The following is a 23,815-nucleotide window of genomic DNA, read 5'->3' as shown; positions in this document are numbered from 1 at the left end:
GCACCGCTCACGCGAACAGACGGTCGAGATAGGCGTCCACCACCGGCGTGGCGGGATAAGCGTTTTCGCCCAATTGCCGGTTGATCGCCATGTGCCCTTTGAGGCCGCTGCCTGCAAAACCCTGCACCTCGACCGGTGTGCCCGCCTTGCGCAAGGCTTCGCCCAATTGTTGGGACTGCGCGGTGCCATCCTTGCGCGCGACGTGGAGAATGAGGAAGCTCGGCGCATTGGGCGCGGCGGCATGGAAGGTCGGCGACAGCGCCCTTTGCCGCGCCGGGTCGCTCCCAAAGGCCTCCAGATAGCGGTCGTGCATGAATGTGCCGCCCTCGGCGATCTGGCGCGGCACGTCATAAGCCGCCCCGTCCAATAAGATCACGCCCTTCAGCGCATCGGCACGCAAGTGCGCATTGTCGAGATAGCGCGGATCGGTGCCGACCAGCGCCGCGAGATGCGCGCCCGCGCTATGCCCCATCAGCACGATCCGCCGCGTATCGATGCCGAGCGTCGCGGCTTGCCGCACCAGCACCGCGATCGCATCGGCGACATCCTGTGCTTGCTGCTCGACCGTCGCGGACGGCACCAGCCGATAGCCGATCGACGCAAAGGCGTAGCCGCGCTCAAGACTGTGGCTGACCTTGGCCGAGCCGCGCGCCATGTCCTTGTCGCCAGCCTCCCAGCCGCCGCCGTGCACGAAGATTACCAGCGGCGCAGCGCCATTTGCCTTGGTCGCATGCCAGAAGTCGAGATGCTGGAGCGGATCGCTGCCATAAGCGATGTCAGTCCCCGCGGGGCCGGATTGCTGCTGCTGTTGCTGGCGCTCCATCCAGCGCTTCATCATCATCTTGCGCAGCGGCCCCTGCGCATCGGCAGTCGTTGCGAACGTGAGCGCCGCCACCATCACGCCAGATAAAAGGTGTTTCCGCATCACAAAGCTCCCGGACCTTGGTCATTACGCGTGCGCAACTTGGTAAGCGCCGGTCTTTTGGGCCGCAAGAAAACAAGTGTCGCAGGATGTATCGCGGGGCCAGATGCCCCAGCCGCCGGCGCAGCGCGCAATAACAATGGACCCTCTGCCCCCTGCACATTAGGGCTGCACCGAAAACGTAACAATCAGGCAGCAAGACACCGTGGGAAATGTAGCAGTGATCGGTGCCCAATGGGGCGATGAGGGCAAGGGCAAGATCGTCGACTGGCTGGCGGAACGCGCCGATGTCGTCGTGCGCTTCCAGGGCGGGCACAATGCCGGCCATACGCTCGTCGTCGGCGAGAGCGTCTACAAGCTGTCGCTGCTCCCCTCGGGCATCGTGCGCGGAACCCCCTCGGTCATCGGCAATGGCGTGGTGCTCGATCCGTGGGCGCTGAAGGCCGAAGTCGAAAAACTGCGCGGCCAGGGCGTGACGATCACCCCCGACACGCTGATGCTCGCCGATACCTGCGCGCTGATCCTGCCGTTCCACCGCGATCTCGATGCCTTGCGCGAAGATGCCAGCGGGGCGGGCAAAATCGGCACCACGCGGCGCGGCATCGGTCCGGCTTATGAAGACAAGGTCGGCCGCCGCGCGATTCGCGTGTGCGACCTGGCGCATCTCGATTCGCTCGATGCCCAGCTCGACCGTCTGACCGCGCATCACGACGCGCTGCGCGCAGGCTTCGGCGAACCGCCCATCGATCGCGCCGCGCTGGTCCAGGAACTGCGCGAGATCGCCGATTTCGTACTGTCCTTCGCCAAACCGACCTGGCGCGTGCTCAACGATGCGCGCGCGAATGGCAAGCGCATCCTGTTTGAAGGCGCGCAGGGCGTGCTGCTCGATGTCGACCACGGCACTTATCCGTTCGTCACCTCGTCCAACACCATTTCGGGCACGGCGGCGGGCGGTTCGGGCCTGGGGCCGAGCGCGGTCGGCTTCGTACTCGGCATTGCCAAGGCCTATACCACCCGCGTCGGATCGGGTCCGTTCCCGACCGAGCTGGAAGACGAGATCGGCATCCGCCTGGGCGAGCGCGGCCATGAGTTCGGCACCGTCACCGGGCGCAAGCGTCGCTGCGGCTGGCTCGATGCGGTGTTGCTGCGGCAATCGGCGGCGGTCGGCGGCATCACCGGCATCGCGCTGACCAAGATCGACGTGCTCGATGGCTTTGACGAAGTGAAGATCTGCACCGGCTATCGCCTGCGCGGCGAAACGCTCGATTATTTCCCGGCGCATGCCGCCGATCAGGCCGAGGTCGAGCCGATCTACGAAACCATGCCCGGCTGGCACGAAACGACGGCAGGCGCGCGGAGCTGGGCCGATTTGCCCGCACAGGCGATCAAGTACATCCGCCGCGTCGAGGAACTGATCCGTTGTCCGGTGGCGCTGGTCTCGACCAGCCCCGAGCGCGACGACACGATCCTCGTCCGCGATCCCTTTTCGGACTGACCTTTCCCGACCGCGATATCGATAGCGGTGCCTCCCCTTTATGGAGGTGCCGCTATCGGCGCTTGACGTCCCGCGACTCTATTGGCACGATACATGCCATAAGGAGAGCGCGGTGGAGGTTTTACGAACGCCCGAGGCCCGGTTCGAGCGGCTGGCCGATTATCCCTTCGCGCCGCACTATCAAACCGTCACCGACGGCGACGGGACGCCCCTGCGAATCCACTATATCGATGAAGGGCCGCGCGACGCCGCGCCGGTGTTGCTGATGCATGGCGAGCCGAGCTGGTCCTATCTCTATCGCAAGTTCGTGCCACCGCTCACCACTGCCGGGCACCGCGTGATCGCGCCCGACCTGATTGGCTTCGGCAAATCCGACAAGCCCGCCGCACGCGCCGATTACACCTATGAACGCCATGTCACCTGGATGTCCGACTGGCTCACCGCGCTCGACCTGCGCGACATTACGCTGTTCTGTCAGGATTGGGGCGGGCTGATCGGGCTGCGCCTGGTCGCCGCCTTTCCCGATCGCTTCGCACGCTTGGTGATCGCCAATACCGGACTGCCGGTCGGCACCGGATCGTCGGCGGGGTTCGATGCGTGGCTAGCCTTCAGCCAGAATGTGCCGCTCTTCCCGGTCGGCGCGATCGTCAATGGCGGGACCGTGCGCGAGCTCACCAGCGACGAGATCGCGGCCTATGACGCCCCCTTCCCCGACGAAAGCTACAAGGAAGGCGCGCGGCAATTCCCGACCCTGGTACCGGTCACGCCAGAGCACGCCTCGGTTGCCGAAAACCGCGCGGCGTGGACGGTACTCGAACGCTTCGACAAGCCCGTCCTCACCGCCTTCAGCGACAAGGATGCGGTGACCGCAGGCGGCGAGAAGATCTTTATCGAGCGCATCCCCGGCGCCCGCGGGCAGCCGCACACCATCATCGCGGGTGGCGGCCATTTCCTGCAGGAAGACGCGCCCGACCGATTGAGCGCGCTGATCGATAGCTTCATTCGCAGCACCGGAGCATCGGCATGAACGTCACCAACGCGGTCTTTCCTCCCCCCGAACAGGCCGCCGCCTTTTTCAGCGCGCCCGAGGACGGGCCGTTCGTGATGGTCAATTTGCTGAAGTTCAAGGACCATGCCGAATATCCGGACGGCTCCGACGCCATGCTGAGCGGGCGCGAGGCCTATGCCCGCTATGGCGCGGCGGTGCGGGCCTGCCTGGCGGCGGTCGGTGGCGAAGCGCTCTATGCCGGTGCGGTCAGCGAACTGATGCTCGGCACCATGGACGAGCCGTGGGACATGGTCGCGCTTGCCCGCTACCCGTCACGGGCGGCGATGCTGGCGATGGTGCAATCGCCCGATTACCAGGCAATCGAGAAGCATCGCGTCGCCGGGCTTGCCGGGCAGCTCAACATCCGCACCAAGCCGCTTGGCGCATGACGCTCACCTACGATCTCTATTGGTCGTTCCGTTCGCCTTATTCCTATCTGGTGACGCCGCGCCTGATCGAACTGGAACGCGATTTCGACGTCGTGGCGCGGGTTCGGCCGGTCTATCCGATTGCGGTTCGCCAACCCGATTTCTTCACCAGCAACGATCCCCTGTGGCTTAGCTATTTCCTGCGCGATATCGGTCGCAGCGCCGCCTTTGTGGGGATGCCGTTCCGCTGGGCGCAGCCCGATCCGGTGGTGATGGATTTCGCGACCCGCACCTATCCGCTCGACCAGCCCTATATCCACCGTCTGACGCATCTTGGGGTCGCTGCGGCAGAACGCGGGCGTGGCCTCGCCTTTCTCGAGGCGGTGGGGCGACTGCTCTGGAGTGGGGCAGTGAGCAGATGGCATGAGGGCGATCACCTCGCCCGCGCCGCCGCCGAGGCCGGCCTTGACCTCGCCGAACTCGACGCTGCGGTCGCGGCCGAACCGGAACGCTATGTCGAGATCGTCGTCATCAACCAGGCGGCACAGCGCGACGGCGGGCATTATGGCGTGCCGCTGATGGTGTTCGAGGGTGAACCCTTTTTCGGACAGGACCGCTTCGACCAGCTCAAATGGCGGATGGAGCAACAGGGACTGGCGCGGCGATAATGGCACGCAGCGTGCCGTGACATTGCAGAGTCGGACGACGCTGCTACGATGCAAGAAACAAGGGGGCGAGCGATGCGGAACCTGATGCGGGCGGTGGTGGGGCTGGTCGGCCTGTTCAACATCGTCTTGGGACTGGCGTTCCTGTTGGATCCGGCACAGGCCGTCGCGCGCTTCTTTCTCACGCCGCTTGGCACGCAGGGCCTCGCGACGGTGCGCGCCGATTTCACCGCCTTTTTCGTCACCGGCGGAGTATTCGCGCTGCTCGGGGCCTGGCGCGAGGAAACCGCCCCGCTGCGCGTGCCGCTATCGCTGCTCGGAATCGCAATTGGCGGACGTGTCGTGAGCCTGGTCCTTGACGGAGCGCCCAACACGGCCTTTCCGCCGATTAGCGTTGAAGCCGGCATGATCGCGGTGCTGCTGCTCGCATCGCGCACCTTCGCTGGGCGCGCAGGGCGATGAGACACTGGGGCAAAATCACGCTCGTCGTCCTGGCCTTGGTAGTCGGCACTGCGGTCGCATCGAAGGATTATATCCTGCTGCATTTGCCGGGCTGGATGGGGCCGCACATTGATCCAACGCACGCAGTAACCTGGCAGCGCGGCCCCGCCCCCGCCATTCCGGCGGGCACGCGCCCGCCCAACATCGTGCTGATTGTCGCCGACGACCTTGGCTATAACGACATCAGCTTCAATGGCGGCGGGGTTGCGGGCGGGCTGGTCAAGACGCCCAATATCGACGCGCTGGGGCATGATGGCGTCACCTTCGCCGACGGCTATGCCGGTAATGCCACTTGCGCACCGAGTCGCGCCGCGTTGATGACCGGGCGCTATCCAACGCGTTTTGGGTATGAATTTACGCCCGCCGATACGCACCCGCCCGCCTGGTTTCCGTCGAGCGTGATCCGCACCGACGCCATGTTCTCGCGCACCATCGCCAATTTCCCGACGACATGGGAACACAAGACGATCTTCGACGAGGACGCCGCGCGCCAGCCCGCCACGACGGCACCCAAGGGCGTACCGTCGAGCGAGGTGACGATTGCCGAGCTGCTGCGCGGCAAGGGCTATCACACGATGCACCTCGGCAAATGGCACCTCGGCGAAGCAAAGGGGATGCGGCCCGAGGATCAGGGTTTCGACGAGAGCCTGGGCTTTATGATCGGGGGCCAGATGTATTTGCCCGAATCCAGCCCCGACGTCGAAAATTCGAAACAGCCGTTCGATCCGATCGACAAGTTCCTGTGGGCGAACCTGCCGTTCAGCGTGCAATATAATGGCGGGCAGCGCTTCCACCCCGATCGCTACATGACCGATTATCTGACGGTGCAGGCCAAGGCCGCGATCACCGCCAATCGCAACCGGCCGTTCTTCCTGTATCTCGCCTATAACGCGCCGCACACGCCGCTGCAGGCGTCGAAGGCCGATTATGACGCGCTCCCCCAGATCACCGACCATCGCCTGCGCGTCTATGCCGCGATGATCCGTGCGCTCGACCGCGGGGTCGGGCAAGTGATGGCGACGCTCAAGCAACAGGGGCTCGACCAGAACACGCTGGTCATCTTCACCAGCGACAATGGCGGTGCCAATTATATCGGCCTGCCCGACATCAACCGCCCATATCGTGGGTGGAAAGCAACCTTCTTCGAAGGCGGGGTGAAGGTGCCGTTCTTCATGCGCTGGCCCGCGCGGATCAAGCCGGGCGCGCGCATCGCTGGCCCCGTCAGCCATTTCGATATCTTTGCCACTGCGGGCGATGCGGGCAATGCCCCGCTGCCCAAGGACCGCGCACTCGACGGGGTCGATCTGCTGCCGTTTATCGACGGCAAGCAGAGCGGCACGCCGCACCAAACCCTGTTCTGGCGCAGCGGCCGCTATCGCACCGTGCGCGACGGCGACTGGAAGCTGCAGGCGCTCGATTTGCCGCATGTGGAGTTGCTCTATGACATGAAGGCCGACCCGACCGAACGGCATGACGTCGCCGCACAGCACTCCGATGTCGTCGCGCATCTCGACCAGTTGCTCGCCGCGCATGACCGCGCCAGCGTCAAACCCGCCTGGCCCTCGCTGATCCGCTCCCCAATCGCGATCGACCGACCGCTCGGCACCAAGCCGAAACCGGGCGAGACGTATATCTACTGGTCCAACTAGATTAAGCGGATAGTCTCCTTCCGACCAAAGCGCGTCGTTTGCCCCATCTCCGGTGAACGTCGGGTCATGACGAAAGCTGACGATCTCGCAGGTCAAAGCGGGCGATCGGCAACGCGCCCTTGAAGGGATCATTCGGCGATCAGGCCAATCGGCCCGGAAGCAGACCTTCATTCGCCTCGATCGAGGCCGTTCTGAACTACTAGATTTGGCGGCCTGGTTTCATCGAGTTCGCGAGTGAGGTGCCGCTTCGCTGACTGATATTGTGCGCGTGAGGAGGACTGCGGCCTAACCGGATACATTCCGCCCCACGCAGAACTACTTCAGACCGTCAGTATTGCGAGCGCCGGTTGATCAACGCGGTGAGCATCTCGTCTATCTGTTGAGCTTGAGTCGAATAGCCTCGAAACATCTCAAACATCGGCACCATTGCCTTTTCAATCAGGGGCACGAGCGCGGACGCGGGCGTGTCGGCCGGAAAGCTGACCTGACATACCGGGGAGGTGTCTTCCGCCGAGATGTATCGACTGGGACCACCCACGAACCATGCATCAACGATGCGATTATGAAGGCCGGTCCAACGAAAGGCCCAGTGCAGTTCGTGGTCTGCATCCGCGACACCCATCGCGTTTGCAAAAGCGAGGCCGGTGAGGAATACCTCTGCAACGTCCGTGATAACCTGCCGTTCACCGAGCACGGTGCGCGGGCTCGCTTGGTTGCGGCGCGCGATCACGTCGAGCAGGTTCAGGCGGCGTTCGTAGAATTGGCCGTTTGGATCGAACATCTCGAACGTGAGAGCATCGAAGATATCGGAAACATAGAGCATCGCTTCCCAGCGACCCTCGCGGACCTTTGCTTCGCTCTCGATGCCGCCTACTGCGGTGTCGAGCCATGGCGGATAGCTACTGTAGCGGGGTACGGCAGACAGCATCCGCCGCAGGAAATCATGATTTGCGCGAAAGCCATCCGGAGCCGGGCTGATCACCAAGGCGACCTCCCGACTGCCCCATCCTCGCAATTCGGCGATCTCGGCAGGCACCTGGCGACGATCATATTCCTCGGCGAAGTGTCGATCGCCGACATCAAGAAAGTCCGCTGCCAGCTGGCTGCCGCTCGGCTGGGGCGCGAGTCCTCCTGTCGACATGATTTCCGCGATAGCCGGTCCGATGTCTGTCAAATTGCGCCGGATGAAACGAGCGATGTCGGCTTCGCGGTTGTCAAAGCACACCTGCATCAGCCGCTCCAAATCGTCCTTGGAACAGTCAGCGACAGTACTGGGTCGACCATTGCTGGCGAGAGTGCGGATCGGAATCTCCCCTTTCGCAAGCAAGATGACGGGTTCGCCATCGCGCTCTTGCACGATCGTCGCCTTGACGCGGACTGGAGTTCGGACCCCGGCAGCGACATTGATCCGGGGATGTTGGCGGGCGTTGCGGTCGAGGAGCTCTACTCGGACTTCGAAGGGCTCCGACGCGTAGCGGGAGACCAATTCCTGAATCCGATCGAGGTGATAGCGGGCCGCAATATCGTAGGGCGCATCGTCTTCTCGGGGGCGCCCATCGTCTTGGAAGCCAATGAGTAAGGTGCCGCCGCCATGGTTACGCAGCGCGATCAGCGTTTTGACGATCACGGCCTGATGAGGAGGCTTAGCAGGATCGAGCCAGGATTTCAGCTCGAATGCCAGGCCCTCGCTGAAGCGCACATCAGGCGGAGGATTGGTCGCAGTCATGTCGTCTTGTCGATGCTGAAGTCTCGCATTTCAATGGCGATCACACGATAATTTCTAAGACAGCCAGATCGCCCCGCCCGCCGCATGGGAAGAGTTTGAGAGCCTGACGCGGGCGCTCTTCGCAGCGAGCACGTCAAGGTGTACGGTTCCGCCGGACGCCATTGCGATGCGCCGATGGGAGGTTGCAGCAAAAACTGCCGTTAGCGGTAGCCATGCGGAACGACCGCAACCTGCCAATTCCCGCCATCAACGGCGTGTCCGCATCCCACCACTTTTTGCCGTTCCGTCCCCTGCAAAGGCAGTCCCCATTTTATGGGTTCGCGGCCTAGCCGGCGAGCCCCCGCACTTTACGCCCGCTTTACGCCCGCCGCCCGCAATCCCCCGCGCGCGCTAACGCCGCTTCGGCGCAGGGACGTCGCCTGAACCATCACAGGCGGGCCCAATGTCCTTTGACCTCTTACTCGGCGGCGTCGTCGCCGTCATCGTGCTGATCTATCTGTTGGCCGTGCTCGCACAGCCCGAGCGGTATTGAGGGAGGCACGGCCATGACCCTCACCGGCTGGAGCATGATCCTGCTCTTCACCGTCCTGATCATCGCGCTGGCCAAGCCAGCCGGGGATTGGATGTACGCCCTCTATGCCCGCAAGGAGATGCCGCTCGGCTTCCTCGAACGCGGCTTCTACAAGCTCGCCGGGATCGATCCCAAGGCCGAGCAAAGCTGGGTCGGCTATGCCGTCTCGCTGATGGTGTTCAATGTGGGCGGCATCGCGCTGCTGTTCGCGATCCTGAAACTGCAGGGCGTGTTGCCGATGAACCCGCAAGGGTTTGGCGGCATGGAGACGCTGCTCGCCTTCAACACCGCGGTCAGCTTCGTCACCAACACCAACTGGCAGAATTACGGTGGCGAATCCTCGCTGTCGAACCTCAGCCAGATGGCGGGGCTGACGGTGCAGAACTTCCTGTCGGCAGCCGTCGGCATTGCCGTCGCCTTCGCCTTCATCCGCGGCTTCGCCCGCAAGCAGGCATCGGGCATCGGCAATTTCTGGGTCGATGTCACCCGCGCCACGCTCTATTTGCTGCTGCCGCTCTCGATCGTGCTCGCGCTCGCTTATGTCGTGATGGGCGTGCCGCAGACCTTCGGCCCCTCGGTCGTCGCGACGACGGTGGAAGGCGCCAAGCAGACCATCGCGGTCGGCCCGGTCGCCTCGCAGCTCGCCATCAAGATGCTCGGCACCAATGGTGGCGGCTTCTTCAACGCCAATTCCGCACATCCGTTCGAAAACCCGACCGCGCTCAGCAACTTCCTGCAGATGATCACGATCTTCGTGCTCGGCGCAGGGCTCACGCTTACCTTCGGCAAGGCGGTCGGCAACATCCGCCAGGGCTGGGCGATCCTGGCTGCCATGATGCTGCTGTTCCTCGTCGGCGTCGCGGTCGCTTATGGGGCCGAGGCGGCGGGCAACCCGATCCACCACGCACTTGGCGTCGCCGGGGGCAATATGGAGGGCAAGGAAGTCCGCTTCGGCATCGCCGCCACCGCTTTGTTCGCCGTCATCACCACAGCCACCTCCTGCGGCGCGGTGATCGGGATGCACGACAGCTTCACCGCGATCGGTGGTCTCGTCCCGATGTTCAACATGCAGCTTGGCGAACTCGTCGTCGGCGGCGTCGGCTCGGGCCTCTATGCGGTGCTGATCTACTGCATCCTGGCGGTGTTCATCGCCGGGTTGATGGTCGGCCGTACCCCTGAATATGTCGGCAAGAAGATCGAATCGCGTGAGATGAAGCTGGCGGTGATCGCCATCGCCGTGCCGCCGCTCGCCATCCTCGGCCTCACCGCCGTGGCTTGCGTCACCGGGGCCGGGCTCGCGGGGCCGCTCGCCAAGGGTGCGCATGGCTTTAGCGAGATTCTCTACGCCTTCACCTCGGGCGCGGCCAATAACGGCTCGGCGTTCGGTGGCCTCAGCGGCAACACGCCGTTCTACAATCTGCTGCTCGCGCTCGACATGTTCGTCGGCCGCTTCGGGGTGATCCTGCCCGTGCTCGCGATTGCCGGTGGCCTCGCCGCCAAGCGCCGCGTGCCCGAGGGGCCGGGCTCGTTCCCGACCACCGGGCTGCTGTGGATCGGCCTGCTCGCCGCGATCATCGTGATCGTCGGGGGTCTCACCTTCCTGCCCGCGCTCGCGCTCGGTCCGATCGCGGACCAGGCGCAGGTCGCCGCCGGCATTTTGCTCTAAAAGGTCCAAGCCAATGGCAAACCAGAACGCTTCGCTCTTCACCGGCCCGCTGCTTGCTGCAGCGGTCCGGGATGCCTTCCTCAAGCTCAACCCCGCCAAGCTGATCAAGACGCCGGTGATGTTCGTCACGGCGATCGTTGCCAGCCTCTCGACCGTCCTGCTCATCAAGGGCCTCGCCACCGGCACCGGCCATGCCGCCTTTGAAGGGCAGCTGGTCTTCTGGCTGTGGCTGACGGTGCTGTTCGGCAACGTCGCCGAGGCGCTGGCCGAGGGCCGCGGCAAGGCGCAGGCCGCCGCGCTGCGCGCCACCAAGGCGGATCTCCGCGCCAAGAAGCTGATTGGCGTGGCGGGTGCCTGGGAATGGGTCGACGCCGCCCGCCTGCAAGTCGGCGACGAAGTGCTGGTCGAGACCGGCGACCTGATCCCGGCCGATGGCGAAGTTGTCGCGGGCGTCGCCAGCGTCAACGAAGCCGCAATCACCGGCGAAAGCGCCCCCGTCATTCGCGAAGGCGGCGGCGATCGCTCCGCAGTGACCGCAGGCACGCGCGTCATTGCCGATGCGATTACGGTGCGCGTGACGGCGGGAGCGGGCCAGGGCTTTCTCGATCGCATGATCGCTTTGGTCGAGGGTGCGCAACGCCAGAAGACCCCCAACGAAATCGCCCTCACCATCCTGCTGGCAGGCCTGACGCTGATCTTCCTGATCGCGGTCGGCACGCTGCCCGCCTTTGCCGCTTATGCAAATGGCGGCATCGCGGTGCCGGTGCTGGTCGCCTTGTTCGTTACGCTGATCCCGACGACGATCTCGGCACTGTTGTCGGCGATCGGCATTGCCGGGATGGACCGGCTGGTGCGCTTCAACGTGCTCGCCAAATCGGGCCGCGCGGTGGAAGCGGCCGGCGACATCGATACGCTGCTGCTCGACAAGACCGGCACGATCACGATCGGCGACCGCCAGGCCACCGCCTTCCTGCCGGTTCCAGGGGTTACGCTCGCGGAATTGACCGCGGCAGCGCGGCTTGCCAGTCTGGCCGATGAAACGCCCGAGGGTCGCTCGATCGTCGTGCTCGCCAACGCCGATGGCGCTGCCGCCATTGCGATGCCGGAGGGGGCCGAGGAGATCAAATTCACCTCGCAGACGCGCGTGTCGGGGCTGCAGATCGGGGATCGCGCGTTGGTGAAGGGCGCGGTCGACGCGATCCTCATGCGGCTGGGCAATGTTCCCAATGCCGATACCCTGCGCAAAATCTCGGACGAAATCGCGCGCGGCGGTGCCACTCCGCTGGCGGTCGCCGATGGCAACCGTCTGCTTGGTGTCGTCCAGCTCAAGGACATCGTCAAAGCGGGCATCCGCGAACGCTTCGGCGAGCTGCGCCGGATGGGTATCCGCACGGTGATGATCACCGGCGACAACCCGCTGACCGCCGCCACCATCGCGGCCGAGAGCGGCGTCGACGATTTCCTCGCCGAGGCGACGCCCGAGGACAAGCTCGCTTTGATCCGCAAGGAACAGGAAGGCGGCAAGCTCGTCGCGATGTGCGGCGACGGCACCAACGACGCCCCTGCCCTCGCCCAATCGGACGTCGGCGTGGCGATGAACACCGGCACGCAGGCAGCGCGCGAGGCAGGCAATATGGTCGATCTCGACAGCGACCCGACCAAGCTGATCGAGATCGTCGGCCTCGGCAAGCAATTGCTGATGACGCGCGGCGCGCTGACCACTTTCTCGATCTCCAACGACGTCGCGAAATATTTCGCGATCCTGCCCGCGATCTTCGTCGTGCTCTATCCGGGGTTGGGCATGCTCAACGTCATGCGCCTGGCGAGCCCGGAAAGCGCAATCCTGTCGGCGATCATCTTCAACGCGTTGATTATCCCGGCGCTGGTGCCGCTCGCGCTGAAGGGCGTGAAGTACCGTCCCGCCCCCGCAGGCACGCTGCTGGCGCGCAACCTCGCGGTTTACGGCGTCGGCGGGCTGATCGCCCCATTCGTCGGCATCAAGGCGATCGATCTCGTCGTCGCCGCCCTCCATCTCGCTTGAAGGACCTTTCGATGTTCACCGAAACGCTTCGCGCGCTCCGCCCCACCGCGGTCCTGCTGCTGCTCGTCACGCTCGTCACCGGGCTGCTGTATCCAGCCGCGATCACCGGCATCGCGCAGGTCGCGCTGCCGGTCCAGGCCAATGGCAGCATCCTGTCGGACACCAGGGGCAATCCGATCGGCTCCGCGCTGATCGCCCAGAATTTCACGGGCCCACGCTATCTCCATCCGCGTCCCTCTGCCGCTGGCAAGGATGGCTATGATGCGAGTTCGTCGGCCGCGACCAACCTAGCGCCCGGGTCGAAAGACCTGCGCGACGCCATCGCCAAGCGCGTTTCCACCGCGCGGGCGGAAGGGATGACCGGGGATCTACCCGCCGACCTGGTCACCACTAGCGCCTCGGGGCTCGATCCCGATCTGAGCCCCGAGGCGGCTTTTTTGCAGGCACCGCGCATCGCCAAGGCGCGCGGCCTGGATGTCGCCAAGGTAAAGTCGCTCATCGCCGAACAGACCGAGCAACCCGTGCTCGGCATCATCGGCGAACCGCACGTCAACGTCCTGCTGTTCAATCGACAGCTTGATATGCTTTCCGCTACCACGTCGAAGTGAACGAGACCCGCCCCTCCCCCGACGCGCTGCTCAAGGCCGCCCAAAGGGAGGGGCGTGGTCGTCTCAAGATTTTCCTCGGGGCCGCCCCCGGTGTCGGCAAGACCTTCGAAATGCTGCGCGAAGGCGCGGAACTCCTGCGCACTGGCACCGATGTCGTCGCAGGCGTGATCGAAACGCATGGCCGCACCGAAACCGAACGGCTGACCGCCCCATTCGAGGTGCTGCCGCGCGCTAAAATCGTCCATGGCGCGCACACTCTCGAGGAATTCGATCTCGACGCGATGCTCAAGCGGCATCCGCAAGTCGCCTTGATCGACGAATTTGCGCATACCAATGCCCCCGGCAGCCGCCACCCCAAGCGCTGGCAGGATATTGAAGAGTTGCGCGCAGCGGGCATCGACGTGCTCACCACGCTCAACATCCAGCACGTCGAAAGCCTCAACGATGTCGTCGCCGGTTTCACCCGCGTGCGTGTGCGCGAGACCGTGCCCGATGCGGTGCTGGACGATGCCGAGATCGAAGTGGTCGACCTCCCGCCCGACGAGCTGATCGACCGGCTGAAGGACGGCAAGGTCTATATCCCTGCCGAGGCGACGCGCGCGCTCGGCCATTTCTTCTCGAAATCGAACCTGTCGGCGCTCCGCGAACTGGCGTTGCGCCGCGCCGCGCAGACGGTCGACCGCCATTTGCTCGACCATGTCGCCAGCCTCGGCGAAAGCGGCACCTGGGCCGGCGGCGAGCGCGTCGTCGTCGCGGTTGGCGATCAGCCGGGCAGCGAAACGCTGATCCGCTCGGCCAAACGTCTGGCCGATGCACTCCGCGCAAGCTGGACGGCGGTGGTGGTGGAAACCCCGCGCACGGCGACACTCTCCGCCGAGGCGCGCGCGCGCATGGCGCATGCGCTCGACCTCGCCACCGGTCTTGGCGCGACCATTGCCACCATCCCCGCGCGCAGTGTGCTCGAGGGTCTGGTCGCGCAAATCCGCGAAGCGCGCGCGACCGCCGTCGTTATCGGCAAGTCGCGCCGTTCGTGGTGGTTCGAGCTGCGCCACGGCTCGATCGTCGACCGGCTGGTGCGGGCGCTCGATGGCGTGGCGATCCATGTCGTACCCGTCGCGCAACCCAGCGAAACGTTACGCGAAGCCCCCACCACTCGGCCGATCCTGGCGCGCGGGAGTCTGATCGGGCTTGCACTCGTCGGTGCCAACACCGCGCTCGCGACGCTGTTACAGCCGCTGGTCGGTGCCAATGCGATGGATCTGCTGTATCTGCTGCCGGTGATCGCGACCGCCACGCTCTACGGCCTGCGCCCCTCGTTGATCGCGAGCATCGGCGCGGCGCTGGCGTATAATTTTTTCTTCCTGCCGCCGCTCTACACGCTGACGATCACCGATCCGCAGAATGTCGTCACGCTGATCGTGTTCGTCATCGTCGCGGTCGTCGCGAGCCAATTGGCCGGGCAAGTCCGCCGCGAAGCCAATCTCGGCGCGCGCACCGCCACCGAAAATGCCGCGCTCGCGGCGTTCGGCCAGCGTCTTGCCGCCGTCGCCGATGAGACCGGCACGGCGACCGCTACGTGCGAGGAAACCGCTGCCTTGCTGGGCGTATCCACGGTCCTGTTAGGCGAGCGCGATGGCCGCCATGTCGCGATCGCCGGTGCGCCCGATGTGCCGCAACTGAGCCCGATCGATCTCGCCGCCGCCGACTGGGCGTTCGATCGCGGCGAGGTGACCGGGCGCGCGAGCGGGACGTTGACGGCCAGTGCGTGGCAATTCCATCCGCTCAAGACCGCGCTCGGCGTGTTGGGGGTGCTCGGCGTTGCGCGCGATGGCGATGGCGATCCGATCCCCGCCGACAAACGCGTGCTGTTCGCCACCCTGGTAGGCCAGGCCGCGCTGGCCCACGAACGTCTGCAACTGGAAGCGCAGGCGCGCGAGGTGAGTGCGCTGAAGCAGCGCGACGATTTGCGCGCGACCTTGCTGTCCTCGATCGGGCATGACCTCAAGACGCCGCTCACCGCCGTCGTTGCCGCCGCCGATCAGCTCGCCAGCGAATATGGGGCCTCCCCCACCACCGCCACGTTGCAGAGCGAGGCCCGGCGTTTGCGGCGCGTGTTCGACGATCTGGTCGAGATGACCCGGATCGAAGCCGGCGCGCTGGTCATGCGGCAGGAGGCCACCGACCTGACCGATGCGGTCGCCGCCGCCGCACACGACCTTCGCGCCGAACTGGCACGCCATCGCCTGATTCTCGACGTGCCGCCGACCCTGCCGCTGGTCGAGGCCGATCCCCGCATGCTGCACCACGTCCTCATCAACCTGCTCGGCAACGCCGCCAAATTCGCCCCCGCCGATACCGACATCATCATCGAAGGACGTCGCACCCCCGACGGTCTCACGCTCGGCGTGCTCGACCAGGGCCCGGGACTACCACCGGGGCGCGAGGCGCATCTGTTCGACCGCTTTACCCGCGTCGATGGCGATGATCGCAGCGGCGGCACCGGGCTTGGCCTCGCCATCGTCCAGGGCTTTGCCCAGGCGATGGGGCTGAGCGTCAGCGCCTCCAACCGCGAGACCGGCGGATCGGCGTTTTGCGTGACTTGGCCCAATCCACTGATCCGGCGTACGGCAGCGGCATGACCGCCCAAATCCTGATCGTCGATGATGAAGCCGCAATCCGTCGCCTCGTGCGCGGAGCGGTCGAGCGCGCCGGGCTCACCGCCGACGAAGCCGCCACCGCCCACGATGCCCTGACCGCCGCGCGGCGCCCGGGATGCGAGCTGGTGCTGCTCGATCTCGGTCTGCCCGACCGCGACGGCATCGAGCTTGTGCCGCTGCTGAAGGCGATGGACCGCGCCGTCATCGTGCTGACCGCGCGCGACGCGACCGCAGAAAAGGTCGCCGCGCTTGATCTCGGAGCCGATGACTATGTCGTCAAACCGTTCGACACCGAGGAATTGCTGGCGCGCATCCGGGTCGCGCTGCGGCGGCACAATGCGGCAGCGGCTGGGCAGGACCGGCTGAAGGTGGGGCCGGTCGAAATCGATCTCGCCGCGCATCAGGTCTGGCGCGATGGCGTATCGGTGAAGCTCACCCGCAAGGAATTCGCGCTGCTCGCCGAACTGGCACGCCATGCGGGCAAGCTGCTGACTCATGCGCATTTGCTGCGGGTGGTGTGGGGCGAAGGCCATATCGACGACGTCGAATATCTGCGCGTCGCCGTGCGCGCGCTACGGCTGAAACTCGAGGCGGACCCCGCAGCCCCCGCGCTGGTGCTCAACGAACCGGGCATCGGCTACCGGCTGGTGGCGTAAGCGCGCCCCGCTACTCCGCCGGTGCGATGATCGCGGTGCGCCGCTGCCGTCCCCAGCTTTCGCGACCCGTCAGGAAGGCATGCCAGCCCCATACCGCCCCGGCGTGACGCAATAGCTGGAAGCTGAACGGTTCCAGGATCGCCGCGATCAGCGCCGGGAACAGCCCCAGCCCCTCGCGCTGCCCGGTCCAGTTCTTGTAAATACCAAGCGACCACAAATGGAAGGTCAGATCGATCGCGATCTTGACCAGCATCACGATCAGGATCGGCAGCGCGACCATGAAGCGCCCGGTCGCCACCAGCCCGATCAGGATTGCAAATGCCGCCAGCCCGTAGATCGGCTGAAGCGTGTCGAGCGTCTTGACCGGCAGCATCGCCGTGCCAAGCCAGCCGAAGCGCCGCGCGCCGACCATGTCGCGATTCCAATGCTGCGTCTGCAGAAAGCCGCCGAACCAGCGCCGCCGCTGGCGCAGGAACGCGAGCGGGCTCGCCGGGGCATCGGTCCGTGCCAGCGCACCGCCGACCACGCGCACCGTCCAGTCGCGCCCATGATCCACCGCGTGACGATGCAACCGGTGGATCAACTCGTAATCCTCGACCATGCAATCGGGATCGAACCCGCCGACTGCTACCACCGCATCGCGCCGGAACGCGGCGAACGCGCCCGAAATCAGCAACAGGCTGTTCAGCCGCTCCCACGCATGGCGCGACAGGAAATTGCGGACATATTCATAGGTCTGGAACCACTCGAAGAACCGTCCTTGCAAGTCCGGCCCGCAAATCGGCGCGAGCACCCCCGTCGCCGCCACCAGTTCGGGCTCGGCAGCAAAGGCCGCGCGCATCGCGGCGATCGCGCCGGGTTCGAGCAGCGTATCGGCATCGACCGTCAGCACCACTTCGGTATCGACCTGCACCATTGCCGCGTTGAGCGCCCGCGCCTTGCCACCGTGGCGCAACCGCAGCCAGCGCAGCGACGGCAGCACCGGTGACGGCTCGCTCATCGTGCCAAGCGGCGGTGCCACGAGCCCGTAGCGGCGCGCCAGCACCGCGGCGGTGCCATCGCTCGATCCATCGTCCGCAATCAGGATCAGATCGGGGGCGGCCGTCTGGCCCGCCAGCCGGTCGATCGCCGCCGCAATCACGCCTTCCTCATTATGCGCCGCGACAATCACGCCAAACGAGACCGAGGTCGCGGGCGCGGGCTGTGGCTTCAGGCGCAAATCCCGGATGTTCCATGCGGTGAACGCGAGCAATGCTGTGTCATATAAAATATAAACGATGCCGATCGACCACACCGCCAACCCCTGCCGCTGGAACGCCTGCACCAGCAGCGCGACGAACAGGATCGGCCCGAACGCACCGATGATCCGGCTTGCGACGGGAATCCGTCGCGGGGTCAGGCGCGGCGATTCCGCCACGAGCGTTTGGGCGAGCGAAGTCATTGCGGAGGCGATACCGATCCAGGATGAACGAGCGATGACGCCGCCTAGCGCGCGGGCGCAAGTCCCGCTAGGTTAACTCTAGTTTATCGGCAGGAGCATTATCTTGGTACAGCGCTACTCCAACGTTGCGATCGTGCTGCATTGGCTGGTCGCAGCGCTGATCGTAACCAACGTCGCGCTCGCCTGGATCTGGCCGGTCCTGCCCGATGCGCAGGTGCGCCCGGCGATCGACCTGCACAAGTCGATCGGCATCACCATCCTTGGCCTGGCCCTGCTGCGCATCCTGTGGCGCTTCGGCCATCGTCCGCCGCCGCTGCCGCGCGGCTATGCCGGTTGGGAAGTGGCCGCATCGCATATCGTGCACTGGGGGCTGTACGCGATCCTGTTCGCCATGCCGCTGACCGGCTGGATCATGGATTCGGCCTATGAAAAGGCCGCGACCACGCCGATGTACCTGTTCGGCCTGTTCCAATGGCCGCGCCTCGGCTTCATCATGGCGCTCGATCCCGCGACCAAGAAGGCGGTGCATGACGGGTTTGGCGAAGCGCATGAGATCATTGCTTATGCGGTCTATGCACTGGTCGCGCTGCATCTGGCGGGGGCACTCAAGCACCAGTGGCTGGACGGCACGAAGGAAATCCAGCGGATCTGGTTCGGGCGCTGACCCGGCGGGGATTATCGCCCCGCCAGAATCGCGTCGATCGCCTCGGCCACGCCATCCCGGTCGTTACCTGCCACCACATGGTCGGCCTGTGCCCGCACCGCCTCGGGCCCCTGCCCCATCGCAAACGACAGGCCTGCGCGGGCGAACATCGGCAAGTCGTTGGCCTGGTCGCCAAACACCGCCGTTTCGGTGAGCGGCACGCCGATCACCTCGGCCAGCGTTGCCACGCCGTCGCCCTTATTGGCCCGCAGCGCAGTGATATCGAGATAATACGTCTGCGACTGGGCGATCGTCGCTTGCGCCGCATGGGGCTCCAGGCTGGCGTGGAGATCGGCGAGCAGCGTCGGCACATCGCTGACGAAGGTGATCTTGTCCACGCGGTCATACAGGCCCGAAAAATCCTGCGTCACGATCGGCGTCTGGTTCGACGCGATCCGCTCGCTGGTGACATGCGCGCCGACGTCCGTGCTGGCATACCACAGGTCGTCAGCGAACACCCAGGTGTCGACTGCCAGCCCGCGCGCCGCCGCGAAGGCCGCCTCGACCACCCACCGGTCGACCACATGGTGGCAGGTCACCCGCCCATCGCGGGTAAAGACCGTACCGCCATTGAACGCCCCCATCGGCGCATCGATCGCCAGCGTTTCGGCAATCGGCATCAGGCCCGAGCGCGGGCGCGCGCTGATAATCGTGAACGGCAAACCCGCCGCGCGCAGCCGTGCGACCGCCGCCGCCACGCCCGGCGTGATTTGCTTCGCGCGATCGACCAACGTGCCATCGACATCCGACACCACCAGCCGGATCGCACTGGCGTCTGTCACTGCGGCATCTCGACATGGCCACCAAAGCCAAAGCGCATTGCCGACAGCAATTTGTCGCCGAACGTATGCTCGACCCGGCTGCGATAACGGGCGAACAAGGCAGCGGAGAGGACGTTGACCGGCACCGCCTCCTCCATCGCCGCTTCGATCGTCCAATGGCCCTCGCCCGAATCGGCGACCTTGCCCGAAAAAGCATCGAGCGCCTGATCCTTGGCCAGCGCCGACGCCGACAGATCCAGCAACCACGACGAGATGACCGATCCGCGCCGCCACACTTCAGCGATATCGGTCAAATTGAGATCGAAGCGCTCGTCCTCGGGGAGGTTTTCCGACGCCTTGCCCTTCAGGATGTCGAAGCCCTCGGCATAGGCCTGCATCAGGCCATATTCGATGCCGTTATGCACCATCTTGACGAAGTGCCCCGCCCCCGCAGGCCCGGCATGGATATAGCCCTGCTCGGCGCGCGGATCTTCCTTATCGGCATTGCGGTCGGGCGTGCGCGGGATCGTGCCAATGCCCGGAGCCAGCGCGGCTAGGATCGGATCGATCAGGTCGACCGATCCCTTGTCGCCGCCGACCATCATGCAGAAGCCGCGCTCCAGGCCCCATACGCCGCCCGACGTACCGACATCGATATAGTGGATGCCCTTTTCGGCGAGCATTTTCGCGCGGCGGATGTCGTCCTTGTAGAAGCTATTGCCGCCATCGATGACGATGTCGCCCGCTTTGGCAAAGCCACCGATCGTGGCGATGGTCTGCTCGGTCGGTTCCCCGGCCGGCAGCATCACCCAGTAGAGTGCGGGCGTGTCGAGCTTGTCGCGCATGTCCTCGAGCGACTCCGCCGCCACCGACCCATCGGCGGCGAGTGCGGCCACCGCCTTGGCATCACGGTCGAACACCACGGTTTCGTGCCCGGCGCGCATGATTCGGCGCGCGATGTTCCCGCCCATCCGGCCAAGGCCGATGATTCCGATCTTCATGAATATGGTCCTTCAGGCGTGCGCAGGATGCTTGGCGGCGATTGCTCCGAGCAGATCGTCAAACGCCTTGGAGAAGGACGCGACGCCCTCCTCGACCAGCGTATCGGTCACGCCGTCCAGGTCCAGGCCAAGCCGCTCCGTCTCGGACAGGACATGCCGCGCACCCGCCACATCCTCGGTCAGCGTAAGCTTAGCGGTGCCGCGTTCGCGGAACGCATCGAGCGTCTTGGGCGGCACGGTGTTGACCGTGTCCTTGCCGATCAGCGTGTCGAGATATAGCGTGTCGGGATAATCGGGGTTCTTGGTGCCGGTCGATGCCCAGAGCAGCCGCTGCACCTGCGCGCCCTTGGCGGCGAGGGCCTGCCAGCGAGCGGAGGCGATGAATTCCTCATACCAGGCATAAGCGAGCTTGGCATTGGCAATGGCGACTTTGCCCTTGAGCGCCTTGGCCGCATCGCCGCCGACCCCTGCATCAATCTTGTCGTCGATCTTCGAGTCGATCCGGCTGACGAAGAAGCTGGCGACACTCGCGATATGGTCGATCGGCTCACCGCGCGCGACGCGCTTTTCCAGGCCCTCGACATAGGCTTCCGCCACTGCCTGATACGCGCTTTGCGAAAACAGCAACGTCACGTTGACGTTGATCCCAGCGTCGATCGTCGCGGCGATCGCGGGGACACCGGCAGGGGTGCCGGGAATCTTGATCATCAGGTTCGCCCGATCGACTGCGGCCCACAATTTCTGCGCCTCGGCGATGGTGCCGTCGGTGTCGTTCGCGAGATAGGGCGACACTTCCAGGCTGACATAGCCATCCTTGGTGCCAAGCCGGTCATAGACCGGGCGCAGCGTGTCTGCCGCTGCCTGGATGTCGAGGATCGCCAGATGTTCGTAGCGCTCCATCGTCGACGCATCGGGGTTGGCCTTGTCGAACGCCGCAAGCTCGGCATCATAGGCATCGCCATGCCCCATCGCCTTTTCGAAGATCGACGGGTTCGACGTGACGCCGGTCAGCGAGTCCTCATCGACCAGTTTCTGCAGGCCGCCCTCGGCGAGGAACTTGCGGTCGACAAAGTCGAGCCACACGGCCTGACCGAGATTTGCGAGATCGTTCAAACGGCCCATCAGTGCTTCTCCGTATATCCTAGTGGCATCACCCGGCCTTGTTCCGAGTCCATCCCGCCAGCGTAGCAATGCATTTGGGCATGACGGTTACCGGAACAAGGCCAATCGGGGATCAGGCGGCCTCGCCGAGCATTTCGGTGGCAACCTTGACGACATTGTCGACAGTGAAACCGAACTTGTCCTGCAATTTCGCAATCGGTGCCGACGCGCCAAAGGTCGACATGGTGATCGTGCGCCCGTCGAGACCCACATAGCGATCCCAGCCGATTTCACCCGCCATCTCGATCGCGAGCCGCGCCTTCACGCCCTTGGGCAGCACCGATTCCTTATAAGCGGCGTCCTGCTTTTCATAGCGATACCAGCTCGGCATCGACACCACGCGCGATGCCACGCCCTGCGCGACCAATTTGTCGTGCGCCGCCAGCGCCAGCGACACTTCGGAACCCGTCGCGATCAGGATCACCTCCGGGTTTTCGCTGTCGGCGAGCACATAGGCCCCCTTGGCCAGCCCATCCGCGCTCGCATATTTCGACCGGTCAAGCGTCGGGAGCGCCTGCCGCGACAGGATCAGCGCGGTCGGATGGCTGGCATCGGCCATGATCGCCCGCCACGCCGCCGCCACTTCATTGGCATCGGCCGGGCGGATCGTGTCGAGCCCTGGAATCGCGCGCAGCGTCGCCAGATGCTCGATCGGCTGGTGCGTCGGGCCGTCTTCGCCGACGCCGATCGAATCGTGGGTGAACACCCACACCGATCCGATTTCCATGATCGCCGACAGGCGCACCGGCGCGCGCATATAATCGACGAACACCAGGAAGGTGGAGCCATAACCGCGCAGATGCGACAGCGTCATGCCGTTGACGATCGCGCCCATGCCATGTTCGCGCACGCCGAAATGCACGTTGCTGCCGCCATAATTGCCGGGTTCGAACGAAGCCGCGCCCTTGATGTCGGTCTTGGTCGAGGGCGACAGATCGGCAGAGCCGCCGAGCAGCCACGGCACCTTGGCCGCGATCGCGTTGAGTACCTTGCCGCCCGCGTCGCGGCTGGCGACGCCCTTGGCGTCGGCATCGAACACCGGGATATCGGAATCCCAGCCGTCGGGCAGGCTATCGGTGAAGATCGCGTCGAGCTGCGCCGATTCCTCGGGATATTCGGTGGCATAACGCGCGCGCAGCGCGTCCCAGGCTTCGCGCAAGGGCGCGCCGCGACCGGCAATCGCCCCCTTAAAGTGCTCGGCAACGCCGTCGGGGACCAGGAACTTGGCATCTTCGGGCCAGCCATAGGCCTGCTTGGTCAGACGGATATTCTCCTCGCCCAGCGGCTCGCCATGCGCCTTTTCGCTGCCCGCCTTGGGGCTGCCATAGCCGATGATCGAATGCACGACGATGAAGGTCGGCTTGTCGGTCGTCGCCTTGAACGTATCGAGCGCGGCGGTGAGCGCAGCGACATCGTTGGCGTCGTTCACATGGATGACGTTCCAGCCATAGGATTCGAAGCGCTTGCCGACGTCTTCGTCGAAGGCAAGGCTGGTCGCGCCCTCGATCGAGATGTGATTGCTATCGTACAGCCAGCACAAATTGGACAGTTTGAGGTGCCCGGCGAGCGAGGCAGCTTCGGCCGAGACGCCCTCCATCATGTCGCCATCGCCGCACAGCGCATAGACATCATGGTCGAACAGGTCGAAACCGGGCTTGTTGTAGCGCGCCGCGAACCAGCGCTCCGCGATCGCCATGCCGACCGAATTGCCGCAGCCTGCACCGAGGGGACCGGTGGTGGTCTCTACACCGGTGGTGTGGCGATATTCAGGATGGCCCGGCGTCTTGGACGAGAGCTGGCGGAACTGCTTTAGGTCTTCGAGGCTGAGCGCGGGGTGCCCGGTCTTGTTGCCTTCGGCATCGATCTCTTCGATCCCGGCCAGATGGATCAGCGCGTAGAGCAGCATCGACGCATGGCCGACCGACAGCACGAAGCGGTCGCGATTGGGCCAATCCGGGGTGGCCGGATCGTAGCGCAGGAACTTGCTCCACAGCGTATAACCGACCGGAGCCAGCGCCATTGGCGTGCCCGGGTGCCCGGAATTTGCGGCCTGCACCGCGTCCATCGAGAGGGTGCGGATCGTGTCGATGGCGAGGCGCTCGGGCGAGCCATCCTCATGAACGCTCGTTGCAGTCGCAGTCGTCGGGGTGTCGGCCATGAAAGATATCGCCTCGC

General features: G+C 65.0%; 20 protein-coding genes. 13 read left to right on the top strand and 7 right to left on the bottom strand.

Features of this window, described 5'->3' with window-relative positions:
* Nucleotides 1–7: 7 nt before the first annotated feature.
* Entirely contained in the window at nt 8–841 is an 834-nt protein-coding gene (locus tag ACP7BY_RS10760) for an alpha/beta hydrolase (protein ID WP_405052981.1), read from the bottom strand.
* Between the two features lie 286 nt (nt 842–1,127).
* On the opposite strand from ACP7BY_RS10760, the gene ACP7BY_RS10755 reads away from it, so the two are divergent.
* The 6 genes from ACP7BY_RS10755 (at nt 1,128) to ACP7BY_RS10730 (ending at nt 6,648) form a co-directional block, all read left to right on the top strand.
* Nucleotides 1,128–2,417, top strand: a complete 1,290-nt coding sequence (locus ACP7BY_RS10755) for an adenylosuccinate synthase (protein ID WP_033963365.1) — start codon at nt 1,128–1,130, stop codon at nt 2,415–2,417.
* 112 nt (nt 2,418–2,529) lie between these two features.
* Nucleotides 2,530–3,444, top strand: a complete 915-nt coding sequence (locus ACP7BY_RS10750) for a haloalkane dehalogenase (protein WP_033963370.1) — start codon at nt 2,530–2,532, stop codon at nt 3,442–3,444.
* Nucleotides 3,441–3,854 (top strand): DUF1330 domain-containing protein, encoded by a 414-nt coding sequence (locus tag ACP7BY_RS10745; protein ID WP_033963364.1) that lies wholly within the window; start codon nt 3,441–3,443, stop codon nt 3,852–3,854. Before ACP7BY_RS10750 ends, ACP7BY_RS10745 begins: the two co-directional genes overlap by 4 nt.
* A complete protein-coding gene (locus ACP7BY_RS10740; RefSeq protein ID WP_033963362.1) occupies nt 3,851–4,501 on the top strand; it encodes a 2-hydroxychromene-2-carboxylate isomerase in 651 nt (216 codons plus the stop codon). The genes ACP7BY_RS10745 and ACP7BY_RS10740 overlap by 4 nt, the downstream gene beginning before the upstream one ends.
* A gap of 72 nt (nt 4,502–4,573) precedes the next feature.
* Nucleotides 4,574–4,960: a DUF4345 family protein gene (locus ACP7BY_RS10735; RefSeq protein ID WP_137902972.1), complete on the top strand. Its 387-nt coding sequence runs from the start codon at nt 4,574–4,576 to the stop codon at nt 4,958–4,960.
* Nucleotides 4,957–6,648, top strand: a complete 1,692-nt coding sequence (locus ACP7BY_RS10730; RefSeq protein WP_033963360.1) for a sulfatase-like hydrolase/transferase — start codon at nt 4,957–4,959, stop codon at nt 6,646–6,648. Before ACP7BY_RS10735 ends, ACP7BY_RS10730 begins: the two co-directional genes overlap by 4 nt.
* Nucleotides 6,649–6,976: 328 nt before the next feature.
* Here ACP7BY_RS10730 and ACP7BY_RS10725 read toward each other — a convergent pair whose 3' ends face one another.
* Nucleotides 6,977–8,374 carry an AlbA family DNA-binding domain-containing protein gene (locus tag ACP7BY_RS10725; protein WP_137902971.1) on the bottom strand — a complete coding sequence of 466 codons (1,398 nt, stop codon included), beginning with the start codon at nt 8,372–8,374 and terminating at the stop codon, nt 6,977–6,979.
* Nucleotides 8,375–8,816: 442 nt separating this feature from the next.
* Here ACP7BY_RS10725 and ACP7BY_RS10720 point away from each other — a divergent pair, with 442 nt between their 5' ends.
* From ACP7BY_RS10720 to ACP7BY_RS10695, 6 genes are read left to right on the top strand one after another with little or no spacing between them, the layout of a single operon-like run.
* Nucleotides 8,817–8,906 (top strand): potassium-transporting ATPase subunit F, encoded by a 90-nt coding sequence (locus ACP7BY_RS10720; RefSeq protein WP_081988579.1) that lies wholly within the window; start codon nt 8,817–8,819, stop codon nt 8,904–8,906.
* A 13-nt stretch (nt 8,907–8,919) separates the two neighbouring features.
* The gene (kdpA, locus tag ACP7BY_RS10715; protein ID WP_137902970.1) at nt 8,920–10,611 is read left to right on the top strand and encodes a potassium-transporting ATPase subunit KdpA; all 1,692 of its coding nucleotides are present in this window, start codon (nt 8,920–8,922) and stop codon (nt 10,609–10,611) included.
* A gap of 13 nt (nt 10,612–10,624) precedes the next feature.
* On the top strand, nt 10,625–12,652 hold the full coding sequence (gene kdpB, locus ACP7BY_RS10710) for a potassium-transporting ATPase subunit KdpB (RefSeq protein ID WP_126845559.1): 2,028 nt from the start codon (nt 10,625–10,627) through the stop codon (nt 12,650–12,652).
* Between the two features lie 11 nt (nt 12,653–12,663).
* Nucleotides 12,664–13,260, top strand: coding sequence for a potassium-transporting ATPase subunit KdpC (kdpC, locus tag ACP7BY_RS10705; RefSeq protein WP_033966286.1), 597 nt, complete (start codon nt 12,664–12,666; stop codon nt 13,258–13,260).
* Complete coding sequence (locus ACP7BY_RS10700; RefSeq protein ID WP_137902969.1) at nt 13,257–15,899, top strand: sensor histidine kinase; 2,643 nt, start codon at nt 13,257–13,259, stop codon at nt 15,897–15,899. The genes kdpC and ACP7BY_RS10700 overlap by 4 nt, the downstream gene beginning before the upstream one ends.
* Nucleotides 15,896–16,573 (top strand): response regulator, encoded by a 678-nt coding sequence (locus ACP7BY_RS10695; protein WP_033966287.1) that lies wholly within the window; start codon nt 15,896–15,898, stop codon nt 16,571–16,573. Before ACP7BY_RS10700 ends, ACP7BY_RS10695 begins: the two co-directional genes overlap by 4 nt.
* 10 nt (nt 16,574–16,583) lie before the next feature.
* Here the strand turns inward: ACP7BY_RS10695 and ACP7BY_RS10690 are convergent, their stop codons facing one another.
* Entirely contained in the window at nt 16,584–18,014 is a 1,431-nt protein-coding gene (locus ACP7BY_RS10690; protein WP_033966274.1) for a glycosyltransferase family 2 protein, read from the bottom strand.
* 103 nt (nt 18,015–18,117) lie between these two features.
* Here ACP7BY_RS10690 and ACP7BY_RS10685 point away from each other — a divergent pair, with 103 nt between their 5' ends.
* Nucleotides 18,118–18,678, top strand: coding sequence for a cytochrome b (locus ACP7BY_RS10685; RefSeq protein WP_033966275.1), 561 nt, complete (start codon nt 18,118–18,120; stop codon nt 18,676–18,678).
* Between the two features lie 11 nt (nt 18,679–18,689).
* On the opposite strand, the gene ACP7BY_RS10680 is transcribed toward ACP7BY_RS10685, so the two are convergent.
* The 4 genes from ACP7BY_RS10680 to tkt form a co-directional block, all read right to left on the bottom strand.
* The gene (locus ACP7BY_RS10680; RefSeq protein WP_033966276.1) at nt 18,690–19,499 is read right to left on the bottom strand and encodes a Cof-type HAD-IIB family hydrolase; all 810 of its coding nucleotides are present in this window, start codon (nt 19,497–19,499) and stop codon (nt 18,690–18,692) included.
* The gene (gnd, locus tag ACP7BY_RS10675) at nt 19,496–20,479 is read right to left on the bottom strand and encodes a phosphogluconate dehydrogenase (NAD(+)-dependent, decarboxylating) (protein ID WP_126845555.1); all 984 of its coding nucleotides are present in this window, start codon (nt 20,477–20,479) and stop codon (nt 19,496–19,498) included. Before gnd ends, ACP7BY_RS10680 begins: the two co-directional genes overlap by 4 nt.
* 12 nt (nt 20,480–20,491) lie before the next feature.
* Complete coding sequence (gene tal / locus ACP7BY_RS10670; protein WP_033966278.1) at nt 20,492–21,601, bottom strand: transaldolase; 1,110 nt, start codon at nt 21,599–21,601, stop codon at nt 20,492–20,494.
* Between the two features lie 112 nt (nt 21,602–21,713).
* Complete coding sequence (gene tkt, locus ACP7BY_RS10665) at nt 21,714–23,798, bottom strand: transketolase (RefSeq protein ID WP_137902968.1); 2,085 nt, start codon at nt 23,796–23,798, stop codon at nt 21,714–21,716.
* Nucleotides 23,799–23,815 lie beyond the last annotated feature (17 nt).

Source organism: Sphingomonas sp. PSPC2-2 (assembly GCF_049897725.1).
In the GTDB taxonomy this organism is placed as follows: Bacteria; Pseudomonadota; Alphaproteobacteria; order Sphingomonadales; family Sphingomonadaceae; genus Sphingomonas.
This window is presented reverse-complemented; position numbering and strand designations above follow the sequence as displayed.

Excerpts from the sequence above, each read along its gene's own strand:
- ACP7BY_RS10760 (WP_405052981.1), bottom strand. The coding sequence starts at position 841 with ATGATGATGAAGCGCTGGATGGAGCGCCAGCAACAGCAGCAGCAATCC.
- ACP7BY_RS10745 (WP_033963364.1), top strand. The coding sequence starts at position 3,441 with ATGAACGTCACCAACGCGGTCTTTCCTCCCCCCGAACAGGCCGCCGCC.
- ACP7BY_RS10740 (WP_033963362.1), top strand. The coding sequence starts at position 3,851 with ATGACGCTCACCTACGATCTCTATTGGTCGTTCCGTTCGCCTTATTCC.
- ACP7BY_RS10735 (WP_137902972.1), top strand. The coding sequence starts at position 4,574 with ATGCGGAACCTGATGCGGGCGGTGGTGGGGCTGGTCGGCCTGTTCAAC.
- ACP7BY_RS10730 (WP_033963360.1), top strand. The coding sequence starts at position 4,957 with ATGAGACACTGGGGCAAAATCACGCTCGTCGTCCTGGCCTTGGTAGTC.
- ACP7BY_RS10725 (WP_137902971.1), bottom strand. The coding sequence starts at position 8,374 with ATGACTGCGACCAATCCTCCGCCTGATGTGCGCTTCAGCGAGGGCCTG.
- ACP7BY_RS10720 (WP_081988579.1), top strand. The coding sequence starts at position 8,817 with ATGTCCTTTGACCTCTTACTCGGCGGCGTCGTCGCCGTCATCGTGCTG.
- kdpA (WP_137902970.1), top strand. The coding sequence starts at position 8,920 with ATGACCCTCACCGGCTGGAGCATGATCCTGCTCTTCACCGTCCTGATC.
- kdpB (WP_126845559.1), top strand. The coding sequence starts at position 10,625 with ATGGCAAACCAGAACGCTTCGCTCTTCACCGGCCCGCTGCTTGCTGCA.
- kdpC (WP_033966286.1), top strand. The coding sequence starts at position 12,664 with ATGTTCACCGAAACGCTTCGCGCGCTCCGCCCCACCGCGGTCCTGCTG.
- ACP7BY_RS10695 (WP_033966287.1), top strand. The coding sequence starts at position 15,896 with ATGACCGCCCAAATCCTGATCGTCGATGATGAAGCCGCAATCCGTCGC.
- ACP7BY_RS10690 (WP_033966274.1), bottom strand. The coding sequence starts at position 18,014 with ATGACTTCGCTCGCCCAAACGCTCGTGGCGGAATCGCCGCGCCTGACC.
- gnd (WP_126845555.1), bottom strand. The coding sequence starts at position 20,479 with ATGAAGATCGGAATCATCGGCCTTGGCCGGATGGGCGGGAACATCGCG.
- tal (WP_033966278.1), bottom strand. The coding sequence starts at position 21,601 with ATGGGCCGTTTGAACGATCTCGCAAATCTCGGTCAGGCCGTGTGGCTC.
- tkt (WP_137902968.1), bottom strand. The coding sequence starts at position 23,798 with ATGGCCGACACCCCGACGACTGCGACTGCAACGAGCGTTCATGAGGAT.